The organism is Thalassotalea agarivorans, from assembly GCF_030295955.1.
In the GTDB taxonomy this organism is placed as follows: domain Bacteria; phylum Pseudomonadota; class Gammaproteobacteria; order Enterobacterales; family Alteromonadaceae; genus Thalassotalea_D; species Thalassotalea_D agarivorans.
Genome location: NZ_AP027363.1, coordinates 76959 through 89666, shown reverse-complemented (window position 1 = coordinate 89666; position 12708 = coordinate 76959). Strand labels below are relative to the sequence as shown.

Below are 12708 nucleotides of genomic sequence, written 5' to 3'. Positions count from 1 at the left end.
TTAAAACTTAAAGCCTTTATGTAATGCAACGATACCACCGGTTAAATTGTGATAGGTCGTTTGTTCAAAACCTGCGTCGTCCATCATCGCTTTTAACGTATCCTGATCTGGATGCATACGAATAGATTCCGCTAAATATTGGTAACTTTCGCTGTCTTTCGCAACAAACTCGCCCATTTTCGGCAGTATATTGAAACTATAAAAGTCGTATACTTTGTTTAAAATCTCGTGTTCAGGTTTTGAAAACTCTAACACCAACAAACGACCACCTGGTTTTAGTACACGGTAAATAGAACGTAGCGCTTTATCTTTATCTGTTACGTTTCTTAAGCCAAAAGCGATCGTCACGATATCAAATGAGTTGTCTTCAAAGGGCAAAGCTTCAGCATTAGCTTGCACGTACTCGATATTTTGCACTAGGCCTTTATCACGCAGTTTATCGCGGCCAACATTGAGCATAGAACTGTTAATGTCGGCTAGAATAACTTTACCTTCTTGGCCAACAATTTTAGAAAACTTTGCCGTTAAATCTCCGGTACCACCCGCAAGGTCTAACACCTTATTACCTGGCCTTACACCACTAGCATCTATCGTAAAACGCTTCCATAAGCGGTGAATACCTAGTGACATAAGGTCGTTCATAATGTCATATTGTTTTGCGACAGAATGAAAAACGCCGGCAACCATAGACGCTTTATCGCCTTTATCTACCGTTTGAAAACCAAAGTGAGTGGTTGAATCTGATGCCGATTGCTCCGGCTTTTGATCTTTTGCTGATGTCATAACAGTTTACTGTGAATATCTCTGCGCTTAGTGTATACCAATTCTGTAAATAATTAACTAGGCTTATACCAATAAATGCAACCTCTATGGTATTATTCTATGTGTTTACTCCCTAAGCTTAATGTGACCTGAGCATGAAAATAACAAAAACATACCCACCTCGACGTTACAACCAGCATGCCATCCAGTTTTTTCGACTGGTGATGGAAAAAATATTGCCACCTTCTTGGTTTAGAGAAGCGATTCCTAAAAAAGAAGACAGAAAGGCGCTAGACGGACATTTAAATCTAGAAATTGTCAGTCATTGCTGGGGCTACGGTAACATGCTGACCTATCAGCTCAGTTCATTTGTGAACAACCCACCGACAAAAGCAACAGTGACGGTCACTGTGTTTTATTCAGAAGAAGATGAAAAAACAAAAGCCGTGGTCGAGTTTTTCAATAACATTGCTGTTGAAAACGTGGTATGGAATTTTACCGCTATTTCTAAAGAGAAATTGTTCCGACGTGGTATTGGTCGCAATATGGCGGCTCGGTCTACTAACGCTGATTGGCTCTGGTTTACAGATTGCGACATTATTTTCCACGAAAACTGTATAGACTCTCTGGCAGATGCACTGCAAGGTAAGCAAGAAATTTTGTATTACCCGCGCACAGAATGTACGACAGAGATGCTAACGGATGACGACCCAATGCTCCGTAAAGAAAGTGAGCCTCAAGTGGTCGATATTTCTACCGAGAATTTCTCTCAACATTCTCGTGATAAAGCCAAAGGCGCTTTTCAAATTGTGCATGCTGATGTTGCGCGCGCTATTGGATACTGTGAAAAGCTTAAAATGTTTCAAACAGAAGATACACGCTGGCGCAAAACCTATGAAGATACCGCGTTTAAATGGCTGATTGGTAGCGAAGGTATTCCTATTGATGTTGATGGCGTTTATCAAATCCGCCATGTCACTAAAGGCCGTTATGCGCAAGATTCAAGTATTTCAAAGGTAAGAAGTAAAATCCGTAGGATGCAAGAATAGTAAGAGACTTTATAGGTGTTAACGTATCGACCTGAAATCGATGGATTACGTGCATTTGCTGTAATCCCTGTAGTGTTGTTTCATGCCGGTTTATTAGGCGTTAGCGGCGGCTACGCAGGCGTTGACGTTTTCTTTGTTATTAGCGGTTACTTAATTACTTCTATCCTGCTAAAGGATTTGGACGCGGGTCGTTATAGTCTTGTGAACTTTTACGAACGCCGCGCCAGAAGAATATTACCTGCACTCTTAGCTATGGTCATTGTAACGACGCTAGTTGCATTAGCCATAATGCCGACAGAGTTGCTTAAGTCATACGCGAACAGTGTGTTAGCTGTTCTCACTTTTACCTCTAATTTTCACTTTTTTGCCGTTAGCGATTATTTTTCAACAGCTGCTGAACAAAAACCTTTGTTACACACGTGGAGCCTTGCTGTTGAAGAACAATACTATTTGTTCTTCCCTCTCTTACTCGCCGCCTTGTATAGCAAAAAACGTAAACTTGGTTGGGTACTGGTAGGCTTAACACTTTGCTCTTTATTGTTTGCACAAACGTTAGCAACATTACACTATGTAGATGCCAACTTTTATCTTATTTTTTCGCGCGCTTGGGAATTGTTCTTTGGTGCGCTCATTGCCTACTGGCACCTAGATAAAACCTCAACACATAAAGCAGTTAAGTCAGTGCTAGCTATAGTGGGATTGGTGATGATTATTGGCTCTTATGTCTTGTTTGATCACGCCACTCCATTTCCTAGTATTTACACGATTTTGCCAGTTTTGGGCACTTGCCTTGTTATCTGCTGTGCAGATAAAAACAATATTGTTGGCAAAGTGCTTTCCATCAAAGCCATCGTTTACGTCGGGCTATTATCGTATTCCTTGTACCTTTGGCACCAACCTATTTTTGCGTTCTTGCGGATGAAAACGTTTGGAGAACCAAGTGTTGAAGCCTTTGTTTTTGCAATTGCACTAAGTGGTTTATTGGCTTATTTAAGCTATCGATACGTGGAAACACCTTTTCGTCGTAAAACCTCTGTCGGGTCGCTATCAATATTAAAAGGTTCAGGTGTCGCACTGCTAAGCGTTATGATACTTGCCGGCATTATTTTAGCTGGGAAAGGCTTCCCGCAGCGCTTTGAGAATGCCTATCAAGATTCAATTGTTGCCAGCCCGATGCGTAAACAATGCCATACCTTCAGTGAAGATTACCTTCCGGCCCAAAAGGCCTGCCAATACAATCAAGGAACAACAACCTGGGCCTTGTTTGGCGATAGCCATTTAGTTGAACTTGGGTTTGCCCTAGCCGATAGACTTAACGAGCAAGATCAAAGCCTGCTGCACCTAACCTTTAGTGGCTGTGCACCAGCGCTATCATTTGAAGTCATTAAACCCGGTTGCCATCGCTGGTTTAGAGAATCTCTGGAGTTTTTAGTTAATAACAAGCAAATCAAGCACGTGCTGTTTGGCTTTAGAACTAGCAGTTTTTTATATGGAGAACACGACAAAGTCTATCCACATATCCCTGCAGAAAATGCCAATCACAGATTAACAAATGAATTTCACCAGTTGTCCAGCGAGCAAGCCGCAGAAATGTACTGGCAAGATTATGTTAAAGCGCTACAAAAATTGCTAGATAGCGGCAAACAAGTTTATGTGTTGTTTCCCGTGCCTGAAATCCCGGATGACATTAATACGATACTAACGCCATTTTCTATTTTTGGTGGAAGTTATAGTTATGATCTCACAAAAACCACGCCGCTAAGCTATTATGAACAGAGAAATGCCTTTGTTTTGTCCAAGCTAAGAGCGTTGCCCTTTGATGAGCAATTAAAACCGTTAAAGCCTACCAAGGCTTTATGCTCGCAATCACATTGCGCAGCGGTACTAAAAAACAAATCGATGTACTTTGACAATAATCATCTAAGCTTAGATGGTGCAAAGGCTGTCATTTCATTGATACCATTACATTAAGCACGTCTAATCACACGAAATATTACTTATGGTTAAGAAAAAGAAAACAATAACTCAAGCAATCAAATGGTGGTGGAATACCCGCGTAGTTGGCTTTTGGCGCATCAAAGTTAAAGGGCACGTAGAGCGCGCAGTCAATAAGAATACCGACACGGTTTCATTTAATCAGGATGCTAAGCCGATGCCCGCACCAACAGATGACGGCATTACCGTCATTCTGACAGCCTATCGACGTGCTGAATATTTGGCAGAGCAAATCAAAGCTTTACGCGCTCAAACGGTGCCACCAAAAGAAATTTGGGTTTGGTCAAACCGCAGTGAAGAAGAGCTACTCGACGTTTCTGATCTTGCCGATAGAGTTGTCGTGTCCAACACCAACTATTTATTCTGGGGCCGATTTGCCCTAGCGAACTTAGCTAGAACAGGTTATGTCGCCTTTTTTGACGATGATATTTTGCCGCAACCTAAATGGTTTGAGAATTGTCTCAATACCATAGCCAATGGCCATGATGGTATTTTAGGTGGTTCTGGTGTTATCTTGCCGACCACAGGTGGTTATTCGAGTAAAACAAAAGCTGGCTGGAATGGTGTTCACAGCGAACAACCCATTGCGGTCGACCTTGTTGGTCATGCTTGGTTTATGCGCAAGGAATACGTCAACTACATGTGGCGAGAAGAACCTGCGTCTTGGGACAACGGTGAAGACATTCATTTAAGTTATATGGCGCTTAAGCATGGCGGTATCAAAACATATGTGCCGCCGCATGTTGAAGATGACATGAGCGGCTGGAGCTGCCGACCTGACTTTGGTAAGGCCGTAGGCCGATTAAAAGTAGCTACGTATAAAACGGTCGATCATAAAGACACGCGCTCTATGATTGTTGATACGTATACTGAAGATGGCTGGGAAGTTGTAGCTAAACAAGACACTAAACCATAACCTAAAAGTAAACAGGCCTTATGAAACAGAATCTAGTGCAGTCAGTTAAATCATGGTACAGAAACAATATTGTTCCTTACATTGGTTTCACTGCAGACAGCGGCGATGGTAAGCAATTTAATCGTGAGCTAGACGATTTCAACAAAAAACTTCAGACCAATGAACCCTTCTCTTTGGTGCGCTTTGGTGATGGAGAAATGATGGTGATTAATGGTCAGGCAATAGATTTATCTTCAAAGCATAACGGCGAGCACAAATATTCCCCTGACAACACTAAAGATGAGCATTATCGCGATATTTTAGAGTCTTCTTTATTGTTTAAACACCCACAATATTTCGTAGGCCTACCTTGCAGGTGCTGTGTTGGCAATGAGCATTGTAACGAGCTTAGAGAGCAATCTAAGCAGGACGAGCAGCAATTAACCTGGGCCAATATTTTCGTCAATTCCAATTACCCCAGATTTTTGTCTAACACAGTAACTATTCTAAAAGACAAAAAAGTTAATATGGTTTGTCACGAAAAATCTGATCTGTCTGGGCTGCCATTTTCTGTCAATCAAGATTTCCGTGTAGGCGCTAACGCTTGGGTCGATGATTATGACGAATTGTTACTTCAAATGACTAACTATTTAAATGAAAACAATATTGAAGGCGAGGTATTTATCTTTTGCGCTGGCGTATTAAGCAATATGCTTATTTATAAGCTTACTGAGTCTTTCCCTAATAATACGTATATTGACGTTGGTTCAGTTTTTGACGAAATGATGAAATTAGGGAAAACGCGAAAGTACTTAAAAGGAAGCAGAAAAAGATTAAGGAAAGTGTGTATCTGGTAAACTGTATGCATGGTGCAATTGCATTCTAAAAACCGTTTTGATGCAAACTCAATTATATATTTAACACGAGTACAATATTGGTTAATCGTTGCCTGCAAACACAGCAATATGAAATCAATATTGTCAGTAAATTAGTAGGCAATACTAAAAAAGTAAAAGCTTACATAAAACAAGTTAAAGCAGTTATATGAAACAAAATTTAAAACAATCTATTAAGACCTGGTATCAAACCAACATTGTCCGATTTTTTCGCTTTGTGCTTGCAAGAAAAACAACTACTCAAAAGCAAAGTAAGCGTTTGAAGCATATAGATGCACAAGGAAAAGTGTCATCTGTGCAAGACGATGCTGTTGTAACTGTTATTGTCGATGCGACTGTTTATGAAGACTCAACATTGGCACTTATTGACAACATCAAGCATCAAACGACGGTAGCGTCTACCATTTGGGTTATCTGCCAAAGTAACGAAGATAAAGCATTTTACGACTTATCAAATGAAGTTGACGTTGCTTTTGTGGTTAATGCCGATTTCGCGCAGTGGCAAAAAGTTGCATTGTCAGGCCTTGCGCGCACAGACTTAGTACTGTGGTTAGATCATTTCATGCTACCTCAAAAAGGTTGGCTCAGTGCGACCATTAATCAGCTCAATAAAAAAACCGCTATTTTTGGTGCCAGCGGCGTTATAGCCCAGCAAGATGAACATCAAATAGTTGGTTGGGATGGTATAAAAACAGCAAACTTTGAAGCAGTTGATTATGTTAGACACGCAACCTTATTGCCAACCAAAACAGCCTCTGCGTTTTTGGCGAGCGTGACAGCGTCTGACAAAGAACAATATAGCCCCGATGTGCTACTTGGCGTATTTGCCCAGCAAATTAATATTGATGTGTTAGCCACACCTTTTGTGCATTCAGCCGCTACTGATGTAGAACACAGCCTATACCATAGTCGTCTTCAGTTTAACCAAACATACAGGCAACGCGAACTGCGTTCGATAGCCGACAAAACCAGCGCTGACTGGCCACGTATCAAAACGCTATTACCCGCATCAAAAGAGCGTAGAAGCTTTCGTGAAGAGCTATACTTTTTTACCGATAAACTACTTAATCATGAGAATTTTTCTGTTATCCGTGTGGGTGACGGCGAAATGAAGATTGTGAAAGGCGAAACCATTAAAACATCCCGCTTTTTCTACAATCCTGGTGACGAGAAACATGAGCGTAATCGCATAATTTTAAATAAATCATTAACCTTTGATAACCCCAACTATTTTGTAGGTGTGCCGGGGCGTTGCTGTGTTGGTGATGATTATTGTGATGCTATTATCGAAGCGGCGGGTATTCCTCAAGCGCAGTTAACCTGGGCGTCGGTGTTTATTAATGCTAACTATAAACCTTTTATGGAAGTTACCTTAAAAGCGTTACAAGGGCGCATACTTAACATGATTTGCTTCGAAAAAGCACGCTTGGAACACTTGCCGTTCCCCATCAAAAAAGACTTTCGCGTTGGCATGAATGCATGGGCTGACGATTACGACAAAACCATCGCTGAAATGGCTGACTATATCGAAACCAATCAAGTGGAAAATGAAGTCTTTATCTTTTGCTCGGGTGCGCTTAGTAACATGCTAATTTGCACCTTAACCGAGCGTTTTCCTAACAATACCTATCTAGATGTAGGGTCGGTATTTGACGTGTATTTTTCGTTAGGTAAAACCAGAAGATATCTAAAAGGTAACAGCAAACAAATAGAACACAGCTGTGTTTGGTAATAAAAAAAGGATCTTAAACGCTCCTTTTTTTATGCTAGTAAATGCGCCACAATTTGTTGGCAAGCGGTGCCATCTCCATATGGATTATGGGCAAAACTCATTTGCTCATAGGCAGCTTTATCGTCCATTAATTTGCTAACTTCAGCTAAAATCTTATCGCGATCAGTACCGACAAGTTGTACCGTGCCCGCACTAACTGCTTCTGGCCGCTCTGTAGTATCACGCATCACCAGCACTGGTTTTCCTAGTGACGGCGCTTCTTCTTGAATGCCACCCGAATCAGTCAAAATAATATGAGCCTGATTCATCAAGTAAATAAACGGCAAATATTGCTGTGGTTCAATCAGAAGCACATTGTCTATTCCCTGCAACAAACGATTTACTGGCTCGCGAACGTTAGGGTTTAAATGCACCGGATAGAGTATCTGGCAGTCTGGGTACTTCTTTGCAATATCAACTAATGACTGACAAATAGATTCAAAGCCTGCACCAAAATTCTCTCGACGATGCCCTGTCACTAGTATGAGGCGTTTGTCTGCATCTAGCATCGGAAACTGTGCACTTAGTTCATCTGCAAGGGCAGGATTAGCGCTGATTTTCTCCCGCATCATAAACAAGGCATCAATCACGGTATTGCCTGTCACAATTACATCACTCGCCGCAATGCCTTCAGCAAGTAAATTTTGCTTCGATTGTTCTGTTGGCGCAAAGTGATATTTGGTCAATACACCTGTCAGTTTACGGTTTGCTTCTTCCGGCCATGGTGAGTAGATGTTACCTGTTCTTAGCCCGGCTTCTACATGACCAACATCTATTTGCTGGTAATAGGCAGCTAGGCTAGTGGCAAAGGTTGTTGCTGTATCGCCATGCACCAACACCACGTCAGGTTTAACGTCGGCCAACACCGGCGCAAGACCAGTTATAATATTGGTTGTAACGTCGGTTAAGCTTTGGCCCGGCTTCATTACGTTCAAGTCAAAGTCAGGTGTAATATCAAACAATGCAAGCACTTGGTCCAACATATCGCGATGCTGCGCTGTTACACACACTTTAGCGTCTATCGCTGGGTTGTTTGCCAATGCGTGCACCAAAGGTGCCATTTTTATCGCTTCTGGCCGCGTGCCAAAAACCGTAAGAACTTTCATAGAATATCGCATTAATTCAAGTTAACATCATTATACGTCCAGTAATCGGATGGATAAAGCTATGTCGACAAACTTATTCTAGGTCGAACAATACTTTACACAAACAAGATAAGCCTGTTCATAAAACAAAAGGGAAATCATTTGCAGTATAGAGCTGAAATAGACGGATTGAGAGCAATAGCTGTACTCAGTGTCATCATTTTTCATGCTGGCTTGGAAAGCCTCTCAGGTGGCTTTGTTGGCGTTGATGTTTTTTACGTAATATCAGGCTATTTAATTACCCGCATACTAGTATCGGATACTGAAAAAGGGACTTTTTCGTTTTCTGAATTTTATTTGCGACGTATCAAAAGGCTGATGCCCGCTGCGCTAGTTGTAATATTGGTGACGCTAGCCAGCTTTTCGCTCATATTGTCTCCTGCAAGCTACTATGAATTAGCAAAAAGCGCCGTCGCATCGATTTTTTTCATTGCCAATTTTTGGTTTATGGAAAACGCAGGTTACTTTGATACATCGACTCAAATAGCACCATTAGTGCACATGTGGTCTTTAGCAATTGAAGAGCAATTTTACATAATACATCCGTTTATTATCGTATGTTTGACTCGCTGCTTTGGCATTAACAAAGCGAAATTAGCTCTCTTGACCCTGTTTGCTACGTCATTTGTTGCAAGTGTAGCGTTGTCTGAATTTTATCCTGATTTCGCGTTTTACATGTTGCCCACAAGAGCGTGGGAATTAGCATTAGGTGCCCTTATTGTTTTTTATCCATTAACGTTAACTAAGAAAACAGCTACCGGGGTCGCAGCTCTATCTGCCATAACTTTAGTTACAAGTTTTTTTATTATTCATCACAACAATATTTACCCTGGATATTTGGCTTTGTTGCCTACCGCTTCAACGTTTTTGTTGATTCAAGCATGCCACCAAGAAAACATTATCAAAAGATTGCTATCGCTTAAGGCGCTGGTATTTGTTGGAAAAATATCCTATTCAGCCTATCTATGGCATTGGCCAATTGTGGTTTTTTATCGCATTTATATTAATCAAAGAGCTTTTAATGTATACGAAGTAGTAGCTTTGACATGTGTTACTTTGATAGTCGCATTTTTATCTTGGAAATACATAGAGGAGCGCTTTAGACGACCTCAATACAGCGTTAAAACCGTGTACAAAAATGCTGGCTTTGCCTATGTCGGCTTATTGTCTATTTGTGTAGTAATACTCTCTACTAAAGGCTTACCTGAAAGGTTTAGTGACCGAGTTGCAGGCTTCACAGATAAGCGTGAAATGAGAAAAATAAGTTGCACTAATCAACTCAAACTTATCGATCAAATTGATGAAACATTTTGCACGGTTGGCGATGATTGGCATTCATCGGATTTAAGAGTGGTCATTTGGGGCGATAGTCATTCTCAGCACTGGGCTTCTATTTTACATAGCGTATCGTCAGGAAAAAGCATAGCTATCGCTATAGCCCCTAGAAAATGTCCCGCATATATCGACAATCAGCTAGTTCGCTCATACTACCCTAAATACCCTAGGTTTAATGAAGACTGTAAAACGCGTAACACGCATACGATTGAATGGATAAATCAATCGGATGATATTGACGCAGTAATATTTGCCTCAGCTTGGTCTATTCAAACGTTAAAGCTGTACAACGAGGAATTTCCGAATAACAAACAAGACATAGCTGATGAACTCAAAGATCAAGCTATTGGTGCTCATTTAACCGTTCAAGGGTTGACGGCAACCATTCAAAAAATAAAAAAGTTACCTATTTTACTGCTGTCTGACGTACCAAGACCTAATAGGGATCTAAATGAATGTAGATTTGCAGAGGAGCAGTCTTTGTTTAGGCAACAATGCCAGCAAAATTATCATTACTTAGACTACGATACTGTCCTCAAATGGCACAAAATTACCGACAATGCGCTGATAAGTGTTGCTGATACTTTCTCGCGTGTCTCAGTGATCGTTCCCTCGCAACACTTGTGTGCAGAAGGGCAATGTAAAACAATTATCAACAATCAACTGATATATCGAGATGAGCACCATCTAAGAAGAAACCTCATGCCTGCTACTAACATCAAAATCGCAGAGATGTTAGCGTTAGATCGATATCTTAGCTCGCTTAAGCATTAGAATATGCCTCTTTGTTGCCAAGCCAACGATTTATTAATGCTTGTGCAGCATCTGGATATTTCTGCCAAAGCAAATAGGCGTGCTGCTGCACTTCCGGTACAAGCGCGCCATCTCTAACTAAATCGGCTATTTTAAGTTCTGCTAAACCTGTTTGTTTAGTGCCTAGCATTTCACCAGGGCCTCTAATTTCTAGGTCTTTTTGTGCAATAACAAATCCATCGTTACTGTCTCTTAGCACGGCTAAACGTTTAGTAGCCGTTTTCGACAGTGGTGTTTTATACATCAGCACACAATGTGATGCGACACTGCCTCTACCAACACGTCCGCGCAATTGATGTAGTTGCGCCAAACCTAGGCGTTCGGGATTCTCAATAACCATTAAACTGGCATTAGGAACGTCAACGCCAACTTCTATCACTGTGGTAGCAACTAACAAGTCTACTTCACCTTGTTTGAAGGCATCCATCACTTGTTGTTTTTCTGCCGCCTTCATGCGCCCATGCACTAATCCTATGCTTAGCGCCGGCAATTGCTGTTGCAGATACAGCGCAGTATCTTCTGCAGCCTGACACTGCAGCACTTCTGATTCTTCAATCAGCGTACATACCCAATAGGCCTGCCTGTTTTCCTGTTGGCACGCTTGTTCAATACGGGCGATTACTTCGTCTCTGCGTAAATCGGGTAATGCTACTGTTGTGATTGGTGTTCGCCCTGGTGGTAATTCGTCAATCACAGAGGTGTCTAGATCTGCGTACGCCGTCATTGCTAACGTGCGCGGAATAGGCGTAGCCGTCATAATAAGTTGATGCGGGTAATTGCCCTCAAAGGCGCCTTTTTCTCGTAAAGTAAGTCTTTGGTGGACGCCAAATCGATGTTGTTCATCAATGATGATTAACGCTAGCTTTTTGAATACAACATCATCTTGAAACAGCGCATGTGTGCCAACAAGCATTTGCAAGTCGCCACTTTCCATACCCGCTAATGCTTCTCTGCGTTCCTTTGCCTTTGATTTACCTGCAAGCCAACCCACTTTAATCGACAAAGGACTTAGCCAGCGATCAAAATTAATGGCATGTTGCTCTGCCAATATTTCAGTCGGCGCCATCAACGCCACTTGATATCCTTGGCTAATGGCGGTTAGCGCAGCTAGCGCGGCAACTAATGTTTTACCTGAACCAACATCCCCTTGCACTAACCGCATCATTGGCACATTTTTAGACATATCTTGCCTAAGTTCTTTAACAACACGTTGCTGTGCATTGGTGGGCGAGAACGGTAATTGCGATAAAAAGGCTTGCTCCAAACTTGGCGTAACCTCAAGTGACACCGCGTTGTGTTTATCAGCGCTTTGACGCAGCTTTAACATACTCAAATTATAAGCTAGTAGCTCTTCTTTTATCAGACGCAGCTGCGCCGGATGTTTACCTTCTTCTAGCATTGCGGTAGATGTATCTGGCGTTGGCCGATGAATAAACGCAAGCGCTTCGGCTAGAGTAAAAGGCTCATTGACAAAATCCGCGGGCAACAGATCTTGTACTTGTCCACGTTGCAATCGAATAAGCGCCTGCTGTGTTAACTGTCGTAGGGTGAGTTGTCTTAGTCCATCGGTTGTGGCGTACACTGGTGTTAAAGTTTCTTCCACTGGCGTTAATGCGTGGTCATTATCTAAAGCCTTGTACTCCGGATGCACCATTTCATAACCTTTCGGGCCACGATTAACTTCGCCATAACAACGAATTTCGGTACCAGGTGATAGATTATTTTTTTGCGCCGCTGAAAAATGAAAAAAGCGTAAGGTAAGCACACCGCTGCCGTCATTAATAGTCACTAACATCATGCGTTTGCGACCATGTACGATATTACTGGCGACGACCTCGCCTATGACATTGGTATATATTTTGGGTTGAAGATCACGAATCGCTGTTATGCGCGTGCGATCTTCATACCGAGTTGGTAAGTGAAACAGTAAGTCCTGCAAACTATATAATCCAAGTTTGGCTAACTTCTGCTCCATGCTAGGACCCACACCTTTGAGCACAGAAATTTTAGTATTGGCTAAATTCTCAAGCGCAGATATGTTGATAAT

Annotated in this window: 9 protein-coding genes; 6 read left to right on the top strand and 3 right to left on the bottom strand. The window is 41.7% G+C overall.

The genetic code is table 11. The features are described from left to right. Positions 1–783, bottom strand: coding sequence for a bifunctional demethylmenaquinone methyltransferase/2-methoxy-6-polyprenyl-1,4-benzoquinol methylase UbiE (gene ubiE, locus QUD85_RS00435; RefSeq protein WP_093329345.1), 783 nt, complete (start codon positions 781–783; stop codon positions 1–3). Positions 784–917: 134 nt separating this feature from the next. Here ubiE and QUD85_RS00430 point away from each other — a divergent pair, with 134 nt between their 5' ends. The 5 genes from QUD85_RS00430 to QUD85_RS00410 all read left to right on the top strand — a co-directional run bounded on the left by QUD85_RS00430 (position 918) and on the right by QUD85_RS00410 (position 7329). After that, a complete protein-coding gene (locus QUD85_RS00430) occupies positions 918–1811 on the top strand; it encodes a glycosyltransferase family 2 protein (protein WP_093329347.1) in 894 nt (297 codons plus the stop codon). A gap of 15 nt (positions 1812–1826) precedes the next feature. Continuing rightward, the gene (locus QUD85_RS00425; RefSeq protein WP_093329349.1) at positions 1827–3782 is read left to right on the top strand and encodes an acyltransferase family protein; all 1956 of its coding nucleotides are present in this window, start codon (positions 1827–1829) and stop codon (positions 3780–3782) included. A gap of 28 nt (positions 3783–3810) precedes the next feature. Further along, complete coding sequence (locus QUD85_RS00420; RefSeq protein ID WP_093329351.1) at positions 3811–4722, top strand: glycosyltransferase family 2 protein; 912 nt, start codon at positions 3811–3813, stop codon at positions 4720–4722. A 20-nt stretch (positions 4723–4742) separates the two neighbouring features. Further along, the gene (locus tag QUD85_RS00415) at positions 4743–5558 is read left to right on the top strand and encodes a GT-D fold domain-containing protein (RefSeq protein ID WP_093329352.1); all 816 of its coding nucleotides are present in this window, start codon (positions 4743–4745) and stop codon (positions 5556–5558) included. 187 nt (positions 5559–5745) lie between these two features. Then, on the top strand, positions 5746–7329 hold the full coding sequence (locus tag QUD85_RS00410; protein WP_093329354.1) for a hypothetical protein: 1584 nt from the start codon (positions 5746–5748) through the stop codon (positions 7327–7329). A 29-nt stretch (positions 7330–7358) separates the two neighbouring features. Here the strand turns inward: QUD85_RS00410 and wecB are convergent, their stop codons facing one another. Then, positions 7359–8474: a non-hydrolyzing UDP-N-acetylglucosamine 2-epimerase gene (gene wecB, locus QUD85_RS00405; RefSeq protein ID WP_218139594.1), complete on the bottom strand. Its 1116-nt coding sequence runs from the start codon at positions 8472–8474 to the stop codon at positions 7359–7361. Between the two features lie 141 nt (positions 8475–8615). Here wecB and QUD85_RS00400 point away from each other — a divergent pair, with 141 nt between their 5' ends. Then, a complete protein-coding gene (locus QUD85_RS00400; protein WP_177168889.1) occupies positions 8616–10622 on the top strand; it encodes an acyltransferase family protein in 2007 nt (668 codons plus the stop codon). Here the strand turns inward: QUD85_RS00400 and recG are convergent. Beyond that, positions 10612–12699, bottom strand: a complete 2088-nt coding sequence (recG, locus tag QUD85_RS00395; RefSeq protein WP_407705091.1) for an ATP-dependent DNA helicase RecG — start codon at positions 12697–12699, stop codon at positions 10612–10614. The genes QUD85_RS00400 and recG overlap by 11 nt on opposite strands. Between the last annotated feature and the right edge of the window lie 9 nt (positions 12700–12708).

Coding starts and splice junctions, on each gene's coding strand:
- ubiE (WP_093329345.1), bottom strand. CDS start 783: ATGACATCAGCAAAAGATCAAAAGCCGGAGCAATCGGCATCAGATTCA.
- QUD85_RS00430 (WP_093329347.1), top strand. CDS start 918: ATGAAAATAACAAAAACATACCCACCTCGACGTTACAACCAGCATGCC.
- QUD85_RS00420 (WP_093329351.1), top strand. CDS start 3,811: ATGGTTAAGAAAAAGAAAACAATAACTCAAGCAATCAAATGGTGGTGG.
- QUD85_RS00415 (WP_093329352.1), top strand. CDS start 4,743: ATGAAACAGAATCTAGTGCAGTCAGTTAAATCATGGTACAGAAACAAT.
- QUD85_RS00410 (WP_093329354.1), top strand. CDS start 5,746: ATGAAACAAAATTTAAAACAATCTATTAAGACCTGGTATCAAACCAAC.
- wecB (WP_218139594.1), bottom strand. CDS start 8,474: ATGAAAGTTCTTACGGTTTTTGGCACGCGGCCAGAAGCGATAAAAATG.